The sequence below is a fragment of the Gymnodinialimonas phycosphaerae genome, from assembly GCF_019195455.1.
In the GTDB taxonomy this organism is placed as follows: domain Bacteria; phylum Pseudomonadota; class Alphaproteobacteria; order Rhodobacterales; family Rhodobacteraceae; genus Gymnodinialimonas; species Gymnodinialimonas phycosphaerae.
This window is the reverse complement of sequence record NZ_JAIMBW010000001.1, coordinates 3,740,607-3,761,276: the sequence shown is the minus strand read 5'-3', so window position 1 is coordinate 3,761,276 and position 20,670 is coordinate 3,740,607. Positions and strand designations below refer to the sequence as shown.

Genomic DNA, 20,670 nt, shown 5'->3' with positions numbered 1-20,670 from the left:
ACGCAATAAATCTTTGACACCCAAGCAACAAAAAAGGCCCCACCGTTTCCAGTGGGGCCTTCTTCAATTCTGTGGCCTAAGCTCAGTCGTCCTGCTTCAGCGCCGCGCCAAGGATATCGCCCAGCGATGCACCGGAGTCAGAGGAGCCGAACTGTTCCACGGCCTCTTTCTCTTCCGCGATCTCACGCGCCTTGATCGACAGACCCAGACGGCGGGACTTGGCGTCGATGTTGGTGACGCGGACGTCCAGCTTGTCGCCAACCTGGAAACGCTCGGGGCGCTGCTCGGACCGGTCACGCGACAGGTCGGAACGACGGATGAAGGACTTCATGCCTTCGTAATCCACCTCGATGCCGCCCTCTTCGATCGCCGTCACTTCGACGGTGATGATCGAGCCGCGCTTGACGCCTTCGATGGTCTCGCCGAAGGGATCGCCGTCAACTGCCTTGATGGACAGCGAAATGCGCTCCTTGTCGGTGTCGACCTCGGTGACGACGGCCTTCACGATGTCGCCCTTGCGGAACTCACCGATCATGTCTTCGCCACGGCCTTCCCACGTCAGGTCGGACAGGTGGACCATGCCGTCGATCTCGCCTTCAAGACCCACGAACAGACCAAACTCGGTGATGTTCTTGACTTCACCTTCAACCTGCGTGCCCTCGGGATGGCTCTCGGCGAACACTTCCCAGGGGTTGCGCTGGGTTTGCTTGAGGCCAAGCGAGACGCGACGCTTCACGGTGTCGATCTCCAGCACCATCACTTCAACTTCCTGCGAAGTGGAAACGATCTTGCCCGGATGTACGTTCTTCTTGGTCCAGGACATCTCGGACACGTGCACGAGGCCCTCAACACCGGCTTCCAGCTCAACAAACGCACCGTAATCGGTGATGTTCGTCACGCGGCCCGTGTGGACGGTATCCAGCGCGTACTTGGCCGCGACGGCATCCCACGGGTCGTCCTGCAACTGCTTCATGCCAAGGCTGATGCGGTGCGTCTCTTTGTTGACCTTGATCACCTGCACCTTGACGGTCTCGCCAATGGTCAGGATCTCCTTGGGGTCGTTGACGCGGCGCCATGCCATGTCGGTCACGTGCAGCAGGCCGTCCACACCGCCCAGGTCGACGAAGGCGCCGTACTCAGTGATGTTCTTGACCACGCCGTCCACGACGTCGCCCTCGTTCAGCTTGCCGATCACCTCGGCGCGCTGCTCGGCACGGGACTCTTCAAGGATCGCACGGCGCGAGACAACGATGTTGCCCCGGCGACGGTCCATCTTCAGGATCTGGAACGGCTGCTTGAGGCCCATCAGCGGACCCGCATCGCGGACGGGACGGACATCGACCTGCGAACCCGGCAAGAACGCAACCGCGCCACCCAGATCCACGGTGAAACCACCCTTCACGCGGCCAAAGATCGCGCCTTCGACACGGTCTTCTGCGGCATAGGCCTTCTCCAGACGGTCCCAGGCGGCTTCGCGGCGGGCCATTTCGTGCGACAGCACGGCCTCGCCCCGGGCGTTCTCGACGTTGCGCAAGAACACTTCGACCTGGTCACCCACATTGATGTTGGGTGCTTCGCCGGGATTCGCAAATTCTTTAAGCTCGACACGGCCTTCCATCTTGTAGCCGACGTCGATGATGGCTTGGCCCGCTTCGATTGCGATAACCTTGCCCATGACCACCGAGCCTTCGTCCGGCGTGTCGATTTCGAAGCTTTCGTTAAGGAGGGCTTCGAATTCCTCCATTGATGCTGTTGCCATGTGGCGTCTGTTTCCTATCAATTTGATGCTGGCCGCGCGGTTGTCTCCGCCGGTCTTGGTTTATTTGCCCTACCGCGCTTCGCGCTACTTGAGGGCGGTTGGTCGTCTTATTGCGCTACCGCCCTTCGGGCTACTTGAGCGCGGGAAATCCCCTGTGGTGCCGCCGAAAACGAAAGAAGGTGGGAACGCATCCCACCTGCCTGATCCTCCGCCCCCGGTTTATACACCGCCTTGGGCTGGCGCGCGTATAGCCGGGGTTTTCCTTGTTTGCAAGGGGCGCGGGACTCTCGCGTAGCCGGTCCAGCGTCGTCGCGCGGGGCGGCGATCCACGCCAAGTCGCTAGGCACTTTATGGCAGCCAAACACACTCCGCCCGGACGGCAACGCGAGACGCTAGCAAAATCGCCCGTTGCCCGGCAGGCTCTTTTGCAGCGCAAAAGATGCCGAGAGGGGCCCCGAGGGGGGCGAGACGGCCCCTAACGGCAGATTTGACAAAGCCAAATCGCCTGACAGGCAATGGATGGACCGGCGGCCCAAGGGCCTTGGTTCCGGTCCGGGTGAGCTAGCCAGCGACGAGGCTATGGACGTGATCGAGCATGGATTGGTGCCTGGGGATGTACCAAGGGGCGAGGCTAAACACTATTGCAGTCGTGTTGAGCAAATCGCCAAGCCGAAGTTGTGCAGGAAGGCGATATCTTTGTTCGGATAGTTCGCTCAATTCCATGCAATGACGTGCAACGAAATGTTCCATCGCGGGACGGATATGTTTCTCCACATCGTTTTCCCAGTCTTCACCAACGGCAGCCTGCCGAACATTCCTCTCAATTTCTTCGCCAATATCAGGATGGATACGTGCGCGAAGGAGGGCTTCGTTGGCTGCAAATCGTGGTCCATCAACAGCGTTCACAAACCCCAACCAAACCAACAACGGCACATCCACTGGCAACCCCTGATACGCCCGCACCGCCAATTCCACCCGCAACAACACCCCCTTGATCTGCCGCATCGACAGCCCGCTCAGTGGCGCGAGATCCGCCGCCACCTGAGCCGCACGCTCAATCGTAAACTCCGGCCCCTCGCCGAACGGTACGTCCGGCTTCGGCAACTCCATCGCAAAGGCCCGTGCCGCCTCGGCAATCTTCTCCTCCGGCGCGGGCAACGTCAGCCGCATGTCCACGAACTTGTCCAAATACGGCTCCCGCGCCGCGTCGTCCTTCTCGTCGTGCCACCCCACAAACCGATGCGCCGCGATGCGCTCCAGATGCTCGGCGTTCACCATGAGCACGAAGACATAGCCCTTCTCATCGAACACCAGCTTCATCGATTCCAATAACTGAATCGCATAGTCGGGGTGGCAGCGGTCCAATTCGTCAATCAGGATCACCACGCGCTTATTGGGTTTCCCCTCGGTCAAAGCCTCCAGCAGGCCCTTGAGCTGCGCGGGCAACTCCTGCCGCGCCTTCTCTGCCGCCAATTGCGCGCCGATCATCTTCTTGGCGGCTTTCGACAACCCTTCGCCCGCGCCCTCGACCAGATCGTCCAACAAGTCCGGCGTGTCATCATCAGTTAGAATGCCGTCCGCCGCCTCGATCACGCCGTCCACGGCCTTACCCATGACCATGCCGCCAACGGACCGCGCTGCAACCCCGCCCCACTTCTTGGTTTCGTCCCAGAATTTTTTGGCCCGCGCGCCATCAGGCTCCCCCAATGCCCCCACCAACGCCCCGATGAACGTCACCACCGGATCGCCCGAGTGGTCCGACTGCCGCGCGTCAATCTCCACCACGACCTCGCCCGCCTCGCGCAATTGCCCGGCCCAACGCTTGCGAAAGAACGTCTTGCCCCGTCCGAACCCAGCCTCGATGGAGATGACCTTCGGCCCCTCCATCGACTGCACCAGCTTGGTGAAGGTCTCTCCCAGGGCCTCAAACCCCAGGTGGTCGTCATCAAAGGTTTTCTTAGTCATACCGCGCCCCGCATGTCGTCTGGATGGCCGACGAAATTACGAAGACCAAGACGCCTCAGGCAAGCCCCGCGCCAGTCTGCCTTTGAGGTCTTTAGACCCCCTGAAAAGTCGTCAACAAAAGGTTAAGAAAACTAATTTATATAATCAAATCAATACTTAGCAACCATGCTCAACCTTGAGCACCCCTGCTCGCAGGACGCCGAATTACGCCGCCTCACGCATTTTTTCTGGACTGAACGGCGGCAATCGCGGCCGCAATCGCAGCCTCCGCAGACATTTCGCTGGTGTCGAGCGTCAGGGCATCGTCGGCGGCGATCATCGGCGCCGTGGCGCGTTCCGTGTCGCGGGCATCGCGGGCGCGGACATCGGCCAGAACGGTGTCGTATTCGGCCTCAAGCCCGCGACCCATCAGCTCGTCCAAGCGGCGCTTCGCGCGCACTTCGGCGCTGGCGGTCACGAACAGCTTCACCTCGGCACGGGGGCAGATGACGGTGCCGATGTCGCGCCCGTCCAGAACCGCGCCGCCGATGCGGTGGGCAAAGGCGCGCTGGAACGCCAGCAGGGCATCGCGCACCTCGGGGATCACCGCGACCTTGGAGGCGGCCTGCGCCACATCGGGCGCGCGCAGGGCGTCGGGATCGGCCAGATCCTCGGGCGTCAGGGCAAGGGCGGCATCTTCGGCCCGCTCGCCCCGCAACATGCGCGCCCCCACGGCACGGTACAAAAGCCCCGTATCCAGATGTGCAAACCCGAAGTGATCGGCGACCGCGCGCCCGATCGTTCCCTTGCCCGCCGCGGCGGGCCCATCAATGGCGACTGTAAACCTCATGGACGCTTGGTTGTCACAAATATGGCCCCCAGTGCAATCGCGCTGATTATCAAAAATCCATATTTCGCCACCGTTGCCTGACTGGCCGCGACAATCATCTCGTCCGTCGGCGCCGCGTGCAGCAGGATCGCGGCCACGCGCGCGTTCTCCAACAGATCCGTCGCCAGATAGGCGACGGGCAGGATCGCCAGCGCCCTCCAGGGTCCGGACGCGCGGCGCAGCATCAGCCATGACAGAAGCGCCGCCAAACAGATCGGGAAGATCGTATCGAGCAGACGCACATCAGCCAAGTAGACCTGCCGCGCCTCATCCGAGAGGGCGCTTAGAAAGGCCTGCCCTTCCGCCGCCGTGTAGCCGAAAAAGCGCGAGTCGAAAGGGTGGAGGCCCCCGGCGCCGGGGATCAGCTCCACATACCAAAGCCAGGCCAAGCCGCTGTAAAGAATGCCCGTCAACAGCGCGAGGCCCTTGATTGCGCGTGTGCCGGTCATGGCAACACGCGTGCCGTCATGACGTGATACGCCCCACGGGGGCAGGCTCCGCTCCGTTCGGTCATGGCTATCGCTCCCGCTGTGCGCAACGCCCATCCTGCGAGGCGACGCGGAAAGCGTCAAGGAGCGGTGGGATCAGGCGAAGCCGCGTCATCGGGCGCAGCGCTGGCGTCCATCTCTTGGCGCACCTCACGACGCAGCGCGCGCGACGGCGGGCAGACCTCTTGCATGAACGTCCACAAGTGCCCGGCCAGTTGTTCCTGCTCCATCCCGTAGAGAATGAACTGCCCCTCGCGCTTGCGCCAGATCAAGCCCGCCGATTCGAGGATCGACGAATGAATGTTGAATAGAGGAAGTGCAAGGGATGGCCGACGGAGGAATGCTGAAAGCGACGGATCGCGTGCCCCCCTGCGAGGCAGCTCTGCCGTTGCAGGGCGCGTCGTTTGGGCCCCCACGAAATCCCTGTGGTTCAGCTCCATGGCGCTGGCCGGGATCATCGGCGTGGTGGCCTTCCCGTCATGGGCGGTGGCGGGCGTGACCTTCGTCCTGATGCTGCTGACGCTGTGCCTTGGGCATTCCGTCGGCATGCACCGCTTACTGATCCACCGTAGCTTCGCCGCCCCGCGCTGGCTGGAATACACGCTGGTCTATCTCGGCACGTTGGTCGACATGGCGGGCCCCATCGGGATGTTCCACATCCACGAGATGCGCGAGCAGCAGCAGCAACAACCCGATTGCCATTCCTTCGCCAAACATGACGTGGGCTTCTGGTGCGATGCCCTGTGGCAGATGCATTGTGCACAGCGCCTGGACCATCCGCCCGCGCTGCACATCGAGGACCGCGTGACGAACGACCCGTTCTACCGCTGGCTGGAGGCCACATGGCGCCGGCAGCAGCTTCCCCTGGCGACACTTCTGTTCGCCATCGGCGGCGTGCGACGTGAAGGGCCCCGCGTCCGAGCCCGCCCGCGACGGTCTGGCGCGCGTCCCGGTAGATGCAAGCAACCACCACGCCCACACCATCGCGGCAGAGTAACACCCCCCGGCGCGCCTTCCGGTCAGCGGTTCGAAAGCTCCAGCCGCGCGCCAAGCGCCTTCATGAGCGGCTCGAAAATCGGGAAAGAGGTGGCGATGGGGCCGCAATCATCGATGGTGATGCCCTTCTGGCTGGCAAAGCCCGCGCAGAGGAACGACATCGCGATGCGGTGGTCCAGATGGGTGGCAACGGTCGCGCCGCCCGCCACACCGCCGGGGCCACGCCCGTGAACGATCCACCAATCGGGGCCATCCTCAACCTCGATACCATTAAGGCGTAAGCCGTCCGCCATGGCGGCGATCCGGTCGCTTTCCTTCACCCGCAACTCCTTGACGCCCCGCATCACCGTTTGCCCTTCGGCATTGGCCGCAACGATCGACAGGATAGGATATTCGTCAATCATGCTCGCGGCGCGCTCTGGCGGTACCTCGATGCCCTTCATGTTGGGCGAGAAACGCGCGCGCAAATCTGCCACCGGTTCACCGCCCTCTTCACGCGGGTTCTCGTAGGTCAGGTCCGCGCCCATGTCTCGCAGGGTCTCGAACAGACCCGCCCGCGTTGGGTTGAGGCCGATGTTGGGCACCAACACGTCTGACCCTTCTGTGATCAGCGCCGCGCAAACCGGGAAGGCGGCCGAACTGGGATCGCGCGGCACCGCGATGACCTGCGGGCGCAATTCTGGCTGGCCCTGCAACGTGATCACCCGGCCCTCATCCGTCACCTCGGTGGAGATCGTCGCACCGAAGCCTGCCAGCATCCGTTCACTGTGGTCGCGCGTGGCTTCCGCCTCGATCACCACGGTCTCACCGGGGGCATTCAAACCGGCCAGCAATACCGCGGATTTGACCTGCGCCGAGGGCACCGGCGTCGCATAGCGCACCGGCATCGGCTGCGCCGCACCGACCAAGGTCATGGGCAAGCGGCCCTGCGCGCGTCCATAGGCTTGCGTGCCAAACAGCGCCAACGGATCCGTGACCCGCGCCATGGGGCGCGAGCGCAAAGACGCATCGCCGGTGAACGTCACGGAAATCGGCGTCGTGGCCATCGCGCCCATCAACAAGCGCACCCCGGTGCCCGAATTACCGCAATCGAGCACGTCTTCCGGCTCTGCAAAGCCACCGACGCCGACACCATGGATCGACCAGGTTCCGTCATCCTCGCGCGTGACCTGCGCCCCGAACGCCCGCATGGCACTGGCCGTGTCCAACACGTCCTGCCCCTCCAGAAGCCCCGTCACGCGGGTCTCGCCAACGGCCATGGCGCCGAAGATCAAAGACCGGTGCGAGATCGACTTGTCGCCCGGCACCTCCGCCACGCCCTTCAGGGCTCCCCCCTTGCGGGATGTCATCGGTTTGGGATCACCATGGCTGGACATATCCGTCTCTCCCTCTCGTGTGGCAAGGCGTCAAGCCCACTTACCTATCGGCCTGATACCTTCGACGCCAAGGGGCGTCCACTCCCCAAACGGGCTTTCAGCTCTCCCCGGCCCCGAAGGCCACCGACCTGCGCCAAAACCGTGGGCAAAGGTGTGATAAGGGGTTAACGGGGTCTTAACAGATTCTATTTTTCGCTATTTTTCCGTGGCTTACGTCCTTGCTCAAGCTTGAGCAGCCCAGTCTAGCCGCGCGTTTTTCGAAACGTCATGTAATGGGGCGCCCGGCCCTCGCGCAGCGCCTTCTGCTCGTAGCGGGTCGACAACCAGTCGCCCCAAGGCTCCCGCCAATCCTGCGCGGTCTCGGCCAACCACTCGAACCCTGCCTTCGGGACCTCTTCCATGGTCTGGCGCACGTAGTCCTTGATGTCCGTCGCGACCCTGAATTTTGCCCCCTCTTTCAACACCCGGTGAAGCGGCTCCAGATGCTCCGCCGTCACGAAGCGACGACGATGGTGGCGCGCCTTGGGCCAGGGGTCAGGATACAGCAGGAACGCCTTTGAGATTGACCCTTCCGGCAAGACATCAAACAAATCGCGCGCGTCGCCCGGATAGACGGCAAGGTTCGAAACCCCCGCTTCCCGGATCTTCCCAAGCAGCATGGCGACACCATTGATGTACGGCTCACACCCGATGATCGCGACGTCCGGATTGCTGGCAGCCTGATGCACCATATGCTCGCCGCCGCCAAAGCCGACCTCCAGCCACACATCCTTGCCGCCGAACCGCTTGTCGAGGTCCAACGGTACCCGGTCAGGGTTCACGTCCCAATCAACCGCGCCGGGCGACAGGCGTGCCAAATCCTCTGCCAGATAACGTTCTTGGCTATCGCGGAGGTCATGGCCCTTGCGGCGGCCATAGAAATTGCGGTGCGGGCGGTTGGGATGCGGGTCAGTCATGATGGCGGCGGAGTAGCTTGATCCTGTCCCCGGCTCAAGCCTCACCGCGCAAGCGGCGCGCCTCCAAACGCGCCCGTAGCCACAAAGCGCCTGTGAAGAACCCGAATGCCACGACAATGTATCCGACATGCAGCAGCCAGAACTGCCCGTCACTCAGGCGCAATTCAGGCCGATCGCTGCGCATCCCCAACCCGGTCCAGATAATGAAAACGCTCAACAGAACCGAGGCAGGGAACGCGATACGCAGCGCCTCGCCCCATCCCATCATACGGGCTTCCCGCCGCGCGAACAAACGCCCCACAGCTACTGTCGGGACAATCGCCCAAACCAGAAGCGCAACGCCGCCGCCGAACCCGTTCCCGAAGCGCGAGCCCCAGCCATCGGCTATCGTCACCAGGAACAGATAGATCACCAACAGAACCGTTGAAAGAAAAAGCCCCAGCACATGGCGCAATCCATAGCGCCAGAGCTGGGGCTTCTCTTGTTCCACCACCGAATGTAGCCGCGCTTAAAGCGCCGCCTTGATCGCGTCGGCCAGATCGATCTTTTCCCACGAGAAGCCGCCGTCGGCCTCAGGGGCGCGGCCAAAGTGGCCGTAGGCCGCCGTGCGCGCGTAGATCGGGCGGTTCATGCCAAGGTGCGTGCGGATCCCGCGCGGCGTCAGGTCCATGACCTCGGCCAGGGCGCGCTCGATCTCGGCTTCGTGGACCTGCCCGGTCTGATGCGTGTCGCAATAGATCGACAGCGGCTTGGCAACGCCGATGGCATAGCTCAGCTGGATCGTGCAGCGATGCGCCAGGCCCGCAGCCACCACGTTCTTCGCCAGATAGCGCGCGGCATAAGCCGCCGAGCGGTCCACCTTGGTCGGATCCTTGCCCGAGAACGCACCGCCCCCATGGGGCGCGGCACCGCCGTAAGTGTCCACGATGATCTTGCGGCCCGTCAGGCCCGCGTCGCCATCGGGCCCGCCAATGACGAACTTGCCCGTGGGGTTCACGTGCCATTCGGTATCGGCGGAAATCCAACCCTCGGGCAATTCCTCGCGGATGTAAGGCTCCACGATTGCGCGCACGTCCGCCGATGTCAGCGACTCGTCCAGATGCTGGGTCGACAGAACGATAGAGCTGACACCCACAGGCATCCCGTCCACGTAGCGCACCGATAGCTGAGATTTCGCATCTGGGCCAAGGACCGCCTGCTCACCCGATTTGCGCACATCCGCCAACCGCTTGAGAATTGCGTGGGCGTAGTGGATCGGGGCGGGCATCAACTCGGGCGTCTCGGCCACGGCATAACCAAACATGATACCCTGGTCGCCAGCGCCTTCATCCTTGTTGTCGGCCGCATCGACGCCTTGTGCGATGTGGGCGGATTGCTCGTGCAGCAGGTTGGTGATTTCCACCGTCTCGTGGTGAAACTTGTCCTGCTCGTAGCCGATTTCCTTGATGCAGGCGCGCACGATGGGGTCCACTTTGCCCATGTATTCGTGCAACTTGTCCTGATCGCTCAACCCCACTTCACCGCCGATGACAACGCGGTTGGTGGTGGCGAAGGTCTCACACGCGACGCGCGCTTCGGGCTCTTCGGACAGGAATGCATCGAGGATTGCGTCGGAAATCCGGTCGCAGACCTTATCGGGGTGGCCCTCGGACACGGATTCCGAGGTGAACAGGTAGTTATTACGCGCCATGGGGAGTGCTCCATTAATATTTCCCCCACGCCAGGAAGCCGTTGTGGAGGGGTTATCCGCCGCTTACGCGCCTTTCACGCCGCAATCAATGGGGCGAACGGGCGCGCGCGACGGCTAGTCCGGACAATGTGACAAATATCGCAAGAATCAGCGCTGGCAGGTCGCCTGTTCGGGCATAAAGCGTTGGCGGCAAGGCAGGTGGCAGACGGGCGTCAAGGGTACCCTGGGTGTCCATTGGCAGGGAATGGGTCACCTCGCCCCGCGCATCGATCACAGCCGAGACGCCCGTGTTGGCGGCCCGGATCAGGGGCAAGCCCTGTTCCGCCGCGCGCAGGCGCGCCAGCGCGAGGTGTTGGTAGGGCATGGCGAAACTGCCGAACCAGGCATCATTGGTAACCTGCACCATCCAATCAGGGCGGGCGACCGCACGGATGTAGCCCGGAAAAATCGCCTCGTAGCAAATCATCGGGAAGGCGCGCCCAAGCGGGCCCAGATCCATCACGCCCGGACCCTCCCCCGGACGATACCCCCCCGACAGCTGCTGAGCGAGGCCTTGCAGGCCAAGGGCCTCCGCCCGTCCGCGCAGGGGCAGGTATTCGCCGAAGGGCACAAGGTGGTGCTTATCGTAAACGCTGGCGATACCGCCATCCGCCGCCAGATACGCCAGCATGTTGCGTGGCTCCAGCCCCGCATAGCGTTGACCGCCGATCAACACCTCGGCCCCGCCAGCGGCCTCCGCGATCCGCGCGCGCGCGAGGTCGGAGCGGTCCAGGATCTCGGGCAGGCTGGTCTCGGGCCAGATCACCAGATCCGGTGCGCCAAGCGGCCCCGGCGCGCTGGCCGTGAGTGTCAGGCCACGCTCAAAGAACACCGGGACCATGTCGCGCTGCCATTTCAGATGCTGGGGGGCATTGATCTGCACGATACGCAAAACGGGGGCTTCCGCCGCGGGCGCGGGCGCGGGGGCGGCCATGGGGACAAGGCCAAGAGCCAGCCCGAAGGCAAGCGGCACCCCCGCCCACGTCGGCCCCTTGTAGAGGTAGATCACGGCAGAGGCTGCCGACACAAACAGGACCAGTAGCGTCAATCCATGCGGACCCACATGGGCCGACAGGGCCAGCGCCTGGCTGTCGATCAAGCCGTGGCCGGGCTGCGCCCATGGCAGTCCCGTGAAGATGTGACCGCGAAGCGCCTCCAAAAGAGTCAATAGCCCGGCAAAGACCCACGCGCGCCCGGGGCCTTCGCTGACCCGTGCCGCGGCCCATCCGGCCAGCCCCCAGAACAGCGCCAAGCCCCCCGCCAACAGGACGAGGGCGAAGGGGGCCATCCAGCCCGTTACGGCGGCATCCACGAAAAACGGTTGCACGATCCAATGCATCGAGACGCCAAACCACCCCACGCCAGCGGCCCACGCCCGCCAAGCCGCGCCGCGCGGCGTCTCGGCCGTGGCCACAAGCGCCGCGATCAGCGCGAAGGCAGCAAAGATCGCGTACCACGCATTGAACGGCGGCAAGGCCAACGCCGCCACGCCCCCCGCGAAGACCGCCAGCGCGCGGGCCTGCCAGCGACCGAGTGATGTCACTCAGCGGCCTCGGACGGCAGCCGAACGCGCAGGCGCTTGATGCGGCGGGGATCTGCATCGATCACCTCGAACTCCACGCCTGAGGGATGTGGCACGACCTCTCCCCGCGCAGGCACGCGGCCCGTCAGAAGGAATACGAGGCCGCCAAGGGTGTCGACCTCTTCCTCTTCCTCCTCATCAACCAGATCCAGCCCGATCTCGGATTCGAATTCATCAAGCGGCGCGCGTGCCAGCGCCAGAAAGGCGCCATCTTCTTCCTTGATCCAAGGCTGCGCCTCTTCGATGTCGTGTTCATCCTCGATCTCGCCAATGACCTGTTCGATCAGATCCTCGATGGTCAGCAGACCGTCCACACCGCCGTATTCGTCGATCACCAGCGCCATGTGGATCCGATCCGCCTGCATCTTGGTCAGCAGCACACCGATGGGCATCGAGGGCGGCACATAAAGCACGGGCCGCAAGCTTTCGGACAGGATGAAGGGCTCATCGCCGCCGTTGAACCCATAGCTCAACGCGATGTCCTTGAGGTGGACCAGGCCAATAGGCTCGTCCAGCGTCCCGTCGTAGACCGGCAGGCGCGTCAGGCCGCTGTCGCGAAACACCTGCACCAGATCGGGCAGGTTTGTATCACTGGCAACCGAGGTGATCTCGGCCCGTGGAATCGCCACATCCTCCACCCGCATCCGTCGCAGGTTGGAGATGCCGGGCAACCGGGGGCCGAGCGTTTGAGGGGTAGATGGATCATCGGGCAGAACCTCGTCATCGGGGTCTGTCCCCGACGTTTCGGCGCCGAAAAAACGGGCGAAAAACCCGGGCCTCTGGGCCGGGGAATCTTCGTCGGTCTCATATTCGCTGGGTGGCGCGCCACGCGCCGCGGGAGACGACGGATCAGGGTTTGAGCTCATGGCTCCTTTCCAAAAGTAAAACCGGGCCGAAATCGCCCCTACACATTCAATATGGGTCAGGGACCCCTAGTCTGGCAAGTATCCGCGTCTCTGTCGCCTCCATTAGCGTGGCGTCCGGGTCGGTTTCGTGGTCGAAACCAAGACAATGCAACAGGCCATGCACAAGCAAATGGGTCACGTGATCGGCAAACGGTTTGCCGCCGTCGCGCGCCTCGCGCGCGCAGGTTTCATAGGCCAGCGCCAGATCGCCGAGTTCTTCCAGAAGGCCAGCAAGATCAGGCATCGTGCCGGGAACGTCCGGCGCGCGGTCCTCGGTGGGCCAACTTAGCACGTTTGTCGCCGTGGGCTTGCCGCGGAATTCGGTGTTCAGCGTGGCGATGCGGACATCGTCGCAGGCCAGGATCGAGAGCGCGAAGGCATCAGGATCAAGCGACAGATCCCGCAATGCCTCGGTGAAAGCCGCTTGCGCCAGCCCCTCAAGATCAAGCGCGTCCCACTGCGGCGCTTCTGTCAGAATATCGATCTCCATGGCGCGGACTTAGGGCGCTGCGGTGGTTTGCGCAACGCATCTTACGGAAGGAATGCGGACCAAATCGAAACAAACGCCCCAATTTGACCACATTGTTTCGCCATCGTCGGGGATCAAACAAGAATCAAAACGTGCGAGGCAGGCCCATGAACACGACAGGCATATTAATGGACATGAGTCGCGCCATCGCAGACTTTCAGCATCTTGAGCTGTTCTTGGCCCTCACCGTCATTGGATGGATTTCCGTATCGTGGCTGCTGCGCAAACGCGAGAAAGACAACTAAACCCTCGACACCAAGGCCCCTTCTAGCCGCATGTGGCTAGCCGACAGGTCCGTCCTTGTCGTAGGCCTGAATGATCTTGGCGACCATGTGGTGACGCACGACGTCCTTGGCGGTGAAGTAGTTGAAGCCGATCCCGGGCACATCCTTGAGAATGCGTTCCGCATCGGACAGGCCCGAGGTCACGCCACGCGGCAGGTCCACCTGCGTGCGGTCCCCGGTAATTACCATGCGGGACCCCTGCCCCAACCGCGTCAGGAACATCTTCATCTGCATCGAGGTCGCATTCTGCGCCTCGTCCAGCACCACATAGGCGTTCGACAGAGTCCGACCGCGCATGAAAGCCAGCGGCGCGATCTCGATGGTCTTTTCCTCAATCAGCTTCGCCAATTGCTTGCCCGGCAGAAAGTCATTCAGCGCGTCATAGAGCGGCTGCATGTAGGGATCGACCTTGTCCTTCATGTCGCCGGGAAGGAAGCCGAGGCGCTCACCAGCTTCAACCGCCGGTCGGCTCAGAATGATCTTGTCGACATGACCGCTCATCATCTGGTTCACGGCAACGGCGACGGCGATATAGGTCTTGCCTGTGCCGGCGGGCCCGATGCCAAAAGCCAATTCGTTGTCATACAGCGCACGGACGTAGTCCTGCTGCGCCTTGGTGCGCGGCTCGACCGTTTTCTTGCGGGTACCGATCTCCAGCGTGCCGCCCTTGAACATCTCGATCTGGTCACCGTCGCGCACGCCCGTTCCAGCCGCCGATCCGCCCATCCGCACGGCCGCGTCGATATCACCGGGTTCCACCTGCTTGCCCTGCTCCAACCTCTCGTAAAGGCCCTGAAGGACCTCGGCTGCGCGGTCACGCGCCTCGCCCAGGATCGCCAGGATATTTCCGCGCCGATTGATCTGGACCGAGACCAACTGCTCGACCTGCGCCAGGTTGCGGTCGTATTCGCCGCAAAGTTCGATTAGCAGCCGATTGTCAGAAAACTCTATGGTTCGCTCAAGGGATTCGGGGGCAACAGACGGGGCGCTGGACGGGTCCGAGGGGGGCAGCGTGTTGATTGCCAAAGACTTCTCCGGTTGGGCTGAGGCGTCCCGGACCACCCGAGGCGCGCGATGGATCGAGTCTGGCGTCAGGGCGGGGTGTTGTCCACACACCAAAGAGGTCTGTCACCAATATTTCGTATGCATGGGCCCAATGGACCACCAACCCTGCCCCCTTTTAACGCAAAACGGGCGACCCAAGGGCCACCCGTTCGCAAACAACTGGTGCGCGGTCAGTTGCGGATGCGCGGCACGCGATCCGCAATGCCCGGGCTCCCCGATGAGTAATCGCCGATGATCGAGCCGCGCGGCGCGGGTTCGGTGCAGACCGGCAGACCCGAGCGCGGGTCCAGACGGCGCGACCAATAACCTTCAAGGCCGTCGTCGATCATCCAGATATGGCAGCCATCGGGATCGATATAAATGCCCGCCTCAAGCCGCGAAAGCGATCCCGCATCCCGACCCCGGTCTTCACCGATGGCGACCACCGGCGGCTCGCCATTGGGACCGACGCGGGCAGGGCCCACGCCTTCGAAGTTCTCTACACAGCCCATCAAGGCCAGAGGTGCCGCGATCAGCAAAGGAAGTTTAAACATGTTCATCTTGTAGTCCCTTCCTCCGCCTTAGCGGTAGCACACGATTTCGACGCGGCGGTTGCGCTGCATGTTCGCAGCCGAATCGTTCGGTGCGACGGGGCGACGCTCGCCATATCCGATTTCACGGGCGATGCGCGCCCCGACGGAACGGGCTACGTTGGCCACGGCAGCGGCACGACGCTCGCTCAGGCGCATATTGTATTCGTCCGAGGCGCGGCTGTCGGTGTGGCCGTAGATGGCGTAGGCATAGGCCCCGGCCTGCGTGAAGAACTGTTGCAGGTACTGACGGCCGGAGCCGGTCAGACGTGCGCTGTCAGTGTGGAACATAGTGTCGGTGTTCGCGACGCCGCATGGGTTCACATCCAGGCAAACCGGCATCCCGTTCTCGGGGTTCACGCGGCCTTCCATGTAGCCTTCGATGCCACCGTCGGCGACCCAGTGCAGACACCCGTCGGGGTCAACCCAAAGGCCCGGCTAAACTTGCCCGCTTACGATAATCTGCTGCTGTGCGGCCGCCGGAGTCGAGGTGGCCATAAACGCCCCCGCAACCAGGGCGGCAACGCCAAGCGTGCTAATCATTCCCCGCGTCAAACCGCGTGTCAGAGCGTCAATCACTCGTGCATCCCCCTTAGTTCCGAATCCCAAAGACACGTGCTGCGCGGAGGGCTTCGATCAATTGATTCCTGCGTCATTCCGGCCAGCTTGCAGCGCTGATTCAGAAAACGTGTATATTTCAGAAGGATAGCAACTTATCCCATGTTGGGAAGAGGTTTATTGGTGCCGGAGTTGCGGATTCGGAAACAGCAGGCGGGCGATTCGTCCATTTTTGCCTATTGGGTAATGAAACGCGCTAGAGGTAGTCCTGCCAAGCTCGCATTTTTTTGCGCTAATGTCTTTAAACACGAGACGATCAGGCGAATCGGTTCCGTTTGTTTCTGCCGTTTGCGAATCTAGACCAGCCCAGAATTCGTGATGGCGCCAACGTGTTAACGGCCTGTTCAGCTTTGGGCACATCCGCAGTCAAATGCGGATCTCTGCCCTCGGGGGCGCGCACTTCTGCTTGCGCCTGCCGCAATGCGCGCGCGGTCGACCGTCCGGACCGCGCCGGTAAGGCCTAGACCAGCCGTCCGGTCAGCGAGTTCGTCATGCTTTCGACAATCTCGACCTCGGCGATCTGCCCGCGCAGGGTGTCAGGGCCATCCGCGTGGACCGAGTGCAGGTAGTCGGATTTGCCGATCATCTGGCCGGGATTGCGGCCCGGCTTTTCGAACAGCACCTTCACGCGACGTCCCACCATCGCGTCCTGTGCCGCGCGCTGCTGGGTCGTCAAAAGCGCTTGCAAGCGTTGAAGGCGTTCACCCGCTTCGGCGTCACTGACCTGCCCCTTGCGTTCTGCCGCAGGTGTGCCGGGACGGGCGGAGTATTTGAACGAATAGGCGGTGCCATAGCCGACCGTTTCGACCAGATCCAAAGTCGCCTGAAAGTCTTCTTCCGTTTCGCCGGGGAAGCCGACGATGAAGTCACCGGACAGGTGCAAATCTGGCCTTGCGGCGCGGATACGCTCGATCAGGCGAATGTATTGATCCGCCGTATGCTTGCGATTCATCGCCTTGAGGATCTTGTCGCTGCCCGCCTGCACGGGCAGGTGCAGATACGGCATCAACTCAGGGCAATCGCCATGGGCTGCGATCAGGTCGTCTTCCATGTCGTTGGGGTGCGAGGTGGTGAAACGCAGACGATCCAACCCGTCGATCTTCGCCATCTCGCGGATCAGGCGCGCAAGGCCCCAGGTGCCGTCCGGCCCCGCGCCATGATAGGCATTCACGTTCTGCCCCAGCAGGGTAATCTCGCGAACGCCACGATCCACCAGGTCGCGGGCCTCGGCCATCAGACGCTCGGCGGGACGCGAAACCTCTGCCCCGCGCGTGTAGGGGACCACGCAGAAGGCACAAAACTTGTCGCAGCCTTCCTGCACAGTCAGGAACGCCGTCGGGCCGCGCGTCGCGCGGGATTTCGGCAATTTCAGGAATTTGTCTTCCTCGGGGAAATCCGTATCCAGCGCCTTTTCACCCGCGTTCACCGCCTCCATCATCTTCGGCAAGCGGTGGTAGGTCTGCGGCCCCACGACCAGATCGACCAGCGGCTGACGGCGCATGATCTCTTCCCCCTCGGCCTGCGCCACACAGCCCGCCACGCCGATCTTGAGGTCCGGGTTCGCGTCGCGCAGGGGCCGCAGGCGCCCCAGCTCGGAATACATCTTCTCTGCCGCTTTCTCGCGGATGTGGCAGGTGTTGAGCAGGATCATATCCGCGCCCTCGGGGGTGCTGACCTGTTCATACCCCTCAGCGCCCAAAGCCTCGGCCATGCGCTCACTGTCATAGACGTTCATCTGACAGCCATAGGTCTTAACGAACAGCTTCTTGGTCATCGGGGGATGCCTCACGCGGGATCAAGGAAATCGCAACGGATGGGGTCTATCGTGCGGGGGCCTCCGGTTCAACCGATGGCGCGATTGCAAAATCCGGCGCAGGCAGGCATCTTGTGTTGAAAATTCGAGCAGCATCCAAAGATGAACTTCGACAGCCTCTCCAGTTTCAAAGCCGCCCCCGACGCGAGCTTCGCAAAAGGCCCCTTCGCCATCCTGATCGCGGAGGACCGGGTGGAGCTTGCCTCGAGCCTTGATCACCTGCATTCGCTGGCCTTCAAGGCGATCTTCATCCTCGCCCCCGATGAGGTGGCGGTGCCCGACGCCCCCAAGGGAGCCAAATGCCTGCAACACATTATCCGCCACCCGTCCCGCCAGCTCGGCGCCACGCAAGCCGTGGTAAATGCCTTGATCGAAAAGGTGCCCGGCCAGTGGATCCATTACTGCTACAATGGCGAATACCTGTTCTATCCGTTCTGCGAGGATCGCACGATCGGCGAATTGGTCACCTGGGTGATGGAGGAACGGCGCGAGTCGGTGCTGACCTATGTCGTGGATCTCTATGCGGGCGACCTGAGCGCGCATCCCAATGCCGTCGACCTGGACGGCGCGCTTCTCGACAGTTCGGGCTACTACGCCGAGACGCGGCGCGGCGGGCCGGAACTGGATGAAGTGATGGAACGTCAGCTGAATTTCTACGGCGGCCTGCGCTGGCGGTTCGAGGAACACGTCGCCAAACCCAAACGCAAGATCGACCGCGTGGGACTGTTCCGCGCCGCGCCGGGCCTGACCCTGCGCGAGGATCACACGCTGTCCGATGAAGAACTGAACACCTACGCCTGCCCCTGGCACCATTCGCTGTCGGCCTCGATCTGCTCATTCCGGGTGGCCAAGGCGCTGCGCACCAACCCCGGATCGCGCCACGACATTCCAGATTTCCGCTGGCACAAATCCACCCAATTCCACTGGTCCTCCATGCAGTTGATGGAGTTGGGCCTGATGGAACCGGGGCAATGGTTCTGACCCCAAAGCCCCCAAAACCAGACCAGTTTTACCGCGAATTCTAAGGATTTCGCGTGATCGTCCTAAACTGACGTTAGCCATTTTGGTCCAGCTCTCTGATCGACCTTAAATTCGATCAGGACGGTTCAATGGCGACCAATGGAAACGATTCCATCACGGGTGCATCAGGCAATGACAACAACAACTGTCTCGACGGCGATGATACGATCATTGGCAACAGCGGTGACGATACGCTGGATGGCGACGCCGGAGATGACTCGCTTGTCGGCAATTCCGGGACGAAAGACATCAAGGGCGGTACCAGCAACGACACCATAGATGGCGGCAGTGACAACGACAAACTGGAGGGCGAAGATCGCGATGACGTCATTTTCGGCGGCTACGGCGATGACGAAATCAAGGGGGGCGATGGCAATGACACCATCGACGGCGGCGGCGGTAGCGACAAGATCGAAGGCGGCAACGGCGCGGACCTGATTGATGGCGGTGACGGCGACGACACCATCACGGGCCAAGGCAACGATATGATCGAAGGCGGGGCTGGCCACGACAAGATCTCGGTCGGGTCCGATAGTGCCACGGTCTACGGCGACGAAGGCCACGATACGATCACCGGCGGTTCAGGGAATGACCGTCTTTTCGGGGGCGACGACGACGACAGCATAAAAGGGGGAAGCGGCGATGACACCATCATCGGTGGCGACGGCGACGATTACATCGAAACCGGGTCTGGCAACGATGTGGTGGAGGCCGGAGCTGGCGACGATACGATCAAGGCCGGGTCGGGAAATGAGACGTTCGTGTACCGCGATGGCCACGGAAGTGATGTGATAAACGGCTTCGGATCGAACGACGTGATCGCCTTTGATATGGCCGAGATCAGCAGCTATCAGGACATGTTGGACCGGATGTCCGGCGGCGACAACACGCTGATTACCTTCGACAACGGTGAAACGCTGCAGCTGAGCGGGTTCGAGCGCGACGACGTCAACGCGTCCAACTTCTCGTTCTCCGCAGGCCCCGTTTTCTTTCTGGCAGGCACCTTGATGCTGACCGAACGCGGCGGGGTCGCGATCGAAGACCTGCGCCCCGACGATATTCTCTGGACCAAGGACCACGGCTGGCAGGCCCTGCGTCTCGTGGTGCGCGAAACCATGGTGTTCAAGACCCGCGACGACAAGGCCAAGCCGATCCTGATCCCGGCCGGGGCACTGGGGGAAAATCAACCGCAAACCGACCTCATCCTGTCGCCGCAACACCGTGTCCTTCAGGTGATCGAAGAGACCGGGGAAGAGGTTCTGGTCCCCGCCATCAAGCTGATTGGCCACAAGGGCATACGCCGGATGCGCGGCAAGAAACGGGCCGAATACCTCAACGTCGTGATGGAGCGTCATTCCGTCATTCAGGCCGCCGGGTGTTGGGTCGAAAGCCTGCTTGTCACGTCGCGCAGTCTGTCGCGGCAAACCAAGGCCGCCCGGCGCATGTTGGATCATGCCATCGGCATGGAGCCCGCCCGCCGGATCGAGCGTAAGGGCGTGCGTCCCCGCCGCCTGAAGTCCGCCTGAACGAAAAAGGCGACCCCTGTGGGGGCCGCCTTTCGGGTGTCGTGTCAGGCCATCAGGCTTCGACAGTGTCCGCTTCGATCGCGCGGGTACCACTGGTGCCGATCTCGATCCGGCGCGGCTTCAGCGCTTCGGGCACTTCGCGCACAAGGTCGATGTGCAGCATTCCGTGCTCGGCCACGGCCTGTGTCACCCGGACATGGTCGGCCAGTTGGAAGCGCTTCTCGAAGGCACGTGTGGCAATGCCACGATGCAGATAGGTGCGCGCGTCCTCGTCCTTCTCACGCTTGGCGGAAATCACAAGCTGATGCTCGCGCTGTTCCACGTTCAGGTCCGCGTCCGAAAACCCGGCCACGGCCACCGAGATCCGGTAGGAATTCTCGTCCAGCTTTTCGATGTTGTAGGGCGGGTAGGTCGATTGGCCGGCGTCTTGCGTCAAGACGCGGTCCAGCATGTCTGCCACACGGTCAAAGCCGACAGTGGCACGGTAGAGCGGGGAAAAATCATAGGTTCGCATGGGTCATCCTCCATTGAGCGATAACGATATGAGGGGCCGCCCTGACCATCAGGCGCAGGCCCTGTTACGGGTGTCGGCCCGCTAGGCGGCACCGACAGGATGAATTTG

The 20,670-nt window shown here is 62.4% G+C and carries 20 protein-coding genes and 1 riboswitch; of the genes, 2 read left to right on the top strand and 18 right to left on the bottom strand.

What is annotated here, in order from left to right:
* Positions 1–82 precede the first annotated feature (82 nt).
* The 17 genes from rpsA to miaB form a co-directional block, all read right to left on the bottom strand.
* A complete protein-coding gene (rpsA, locus tag KUL25_RS18805) occupies positions 83–1,759 on the bottom strand; it encodes a 30S ribosomal protein S1 (RefSeq protein ID WP_257894296.1) in 1,677 nt (558 codons plus the stop codon).
* Between the two features lie 561 nt (positions 1,760–2,320).
* Entirely contained in the window at positions 2,321–3,724 is a 1,404-nt protein-coding gene (locus KUL25_RS18800; protein ID WP_257894295.1) for a KAP family P-loop NTPase fold protein, read from the bottom strand.
* Between the two features lie 214 nt (positions 3,725–3,938).
* Positions 3,939–4,553, bottom strand: a complete 615-nt coding sequence (locus KUL25_RS18795) for a (d)CMP kinase (RefSeq protein ID WP_257894294.1) — start codon at positions 4,551–4,553, stop codon at positions 3,939–3,941.
* The gene (locus tag KUL25_RS18790; protein WP_257894293.1) at positions 4,550–5,041 is read right to left on the bottom strand and encodes a hypothetical protein; all 492 of its coding nucleotides are present in this window, start codon (positions 5,039–5,041) and stop codon (positions 4,550–4,552) included. Before KUL25_RS18790 ends, KUL25_RS18795 begins: the two co-directional genes overlap by 4 nt.
* Positions 5,042–5,160: 119 nt before the next feature.
* Positions 5,161–5,628: a hypothetical protein gene (locus tag KUL25_RS18785; RefSeq protein WP_257894292.1), complete on the bottom strand. Its 468-nt coding sequence runs from the start codon at positions 5,626–5,628 to the stop codon at positions 5,161–5,163.
* A 7-nt stretch (positions 5,629–5,635) separates the two neighbouring features.
* Complete coding sequence (locus tag KUL25_RS18780; RefSeq protein ID WP_257894291.1) at positions 5,636–5,857, bottom strand: hypothetical protein; 222 nt, start codon at positions 5,855–5,857, stop codon at positions 5,636–5,638.
* Positions 5,858–6,099: 242 nt separating this feature from the next.
* Positions 6,100–7,452: a 3-phosphoshikimate 1-carboxyvinyltransferase gene (gene aroA / locus KUL25_RS18775; RefSeq protein ID WP_257894290.1), complete on the bottom strand. Its 1,353-nt coding sequence runs from the start codon at positions 7,450–7,452 to the stop codon at positions 6,100–6,102.
* A gap of 242 nt (positions 7,453–7,694) precedes the next feature.
* Positions 7,695–8,408 carry a tRNA (guanosine(46)-N7)-methyltransferase TrmB gene (gene trmB / locus KUL25_RS18770; RefSeq protein ID WP_257894289.1) on the bottom strand — a complete coding sequence of 238 codons (714 nt, stop codon included), beginning with the start codon at positions 8,406–8,408 and terminating at the stop codon, positions 7,695–7,697.
* 34 nt (positions 8,409–8,442) lie between these two features.
* Complete coding sequence (locus tag KUL25_RS18765) at positions 8,443–8,898, bottom strand: hypothetical protein (protein WP_257894288.1); 456 nt, start codon at positions 8,896–8,898, stop codon at positions 8,443–8,445.
* Positions 8,899–8,916: 18 nt separating this feature from the next.
* On the bottom strand, positions 8,917–10,098 hold the full coding sequence (gene metK, locus KUL25_RS18760; RefSeq protein WP_068363961.1) for a methionine adenosyltransferase: 1,182 nt from the start codon (positions 10,096–10,098) through the stop codon (positions 8,917–8,919).
* A gap of 6 nt (positions 10,099–10,104) precedes the next feature.
* Positions 10,105–10,151: riboswitch (SAM-SAH riboswitch) on the bottom strand.
* Between the two features lie 32 nt (positions 10,152–10,183).
* Positions 10,184–11,680, bottom strand: a complete 1,497-nt coding sequence (gene lnt, locus KUL25_RS18755) for an apolipoprotein N-acyltransferase (protein ID WP_257894287.1) — start codon at positions 11,678–11,680, stop codon at positions 10,184–10,186.
* Complete coding sequence (locus tag KUL25_RS18750; RefSeq protein ID WP_068363966.1) at positions 11,677–12,585, bottom strand: transporter associated domain-containing protein; 909 nt, start codon at positions 12,583–12,585, stop codon at positions 11,677–11,679. Before KUL25_RS18750 ends, lnt begins: the two co-directional genes overlap by 4 nt.
* A 46-nt stretch (positions 12,586–12,631) precedes the next feature.
* Positions 12,632–13,114, bottom strand: coding sequence for an rRNA maturation RNase YbeY (gene ybeY / locus KUL25_RS18745; protein ID WP_257894286.1), 483 nt, complete (start codon positions 13,112–13,114; stop codon positions 12,632–12,634).
* A gap of 320 nt (positions 13,115–13,434) precedes the next feature.
* Positions 13,435–14,463, bottom strand: a complete 1,029-nt coding sequence (locus tag KUL25_RS18740) for a PhoH family protein (RefSeq protein ID WP_427854461.1) — start codon at positions 14,461–14,463, stop codon at positions 13,435–13,437.
* A 209-nt stretch (positions 14,464–14,672) separates the two neighbouring features.
* Positions 14,673–15,035, bottom strand: coding sequence for a hypothetical protein (locus KUL25_RS18735; protein WP_257894285.1), 363 nt, complete (start codon positions 15,033–15,035; stop codon positions 14,673–14,675).
* Between the two features lie 27 nt (positions 15,036–15,062).
* The gene (locus KUL25_RS18730) at positions 15,063–15,362 is read right to left on the bottom strand and encodes an OmpA family protein (protein ID WP_257894284.1); all 300 of its coding nucleotides are present in this window, start codon (positions 15,360–15,362) and stop codon (positions 15,063–15,065) included.
* 787 nt (positions 15,363–16,149) lie between these two features.
* Positions 16,150–17,463, bottom strand: coding sequence for a tRNA (N6-isopentenyl adenosine(37)-C2)-methylthiotransferase MiaB (gene miaB / locus KUL25_RS18725; RefSeq protein ID WP_257894283.1), 1,314 nt, complete (start codon positions 17,461–17,463; stop codon positions 16,150–16,152).
* A gap of 141 nt (positions 17,464–17,604) precedes the next feature.
* Between miaB and KUL25_RS18720 the strand changes: the two genes are divergently transcribed.
* Both KUL25_RS18720 and KUL25_RS18715 read left to right on the top strand, forming a co-directional pair.
* On the top strand, positions 17,605–18,483 hold the full coding sequence (locus KUL25_RS18720) for a hypothetical protein (protein ID WP_257894282.1): 879 nt from the start codon (positions 17,605–17,607) through the stop codon (positions 18,481–18,483).
* Between the two features lie 128 nt (positions 18,484–18,611).
* Positions 18,612–20,048 carry a Hint domain-containing protein gene (locus KUL25_RS18715; RefSeq protein ID WP_257894281.1) on the top strand — a complete coding sequence of 479 codons (1,437 nt, stop codon included), beginning with the start codon at positions 18,612–18,614 and terminating at the stop codon, positions 20,046–20,048.
* 52 nt (positions 20,049–20,100) lie between these two features.
* Here the strand turns inward: KUL25_RS18715 and KUL25_RS18710 are convergent, their stop codons facing one another.
* A complete protein-coding gene (locus KUL25_RS18710) occupies positions 20,101–20,562 on the bottom strand; it encodes an Hsp20 family protein (protein ID WP_257894280.1) in 462 nt (153 codons plus the stop codon).
* Between the last annotated feature and the right edge of the window lie 108 nt (positions 20,563–20,670).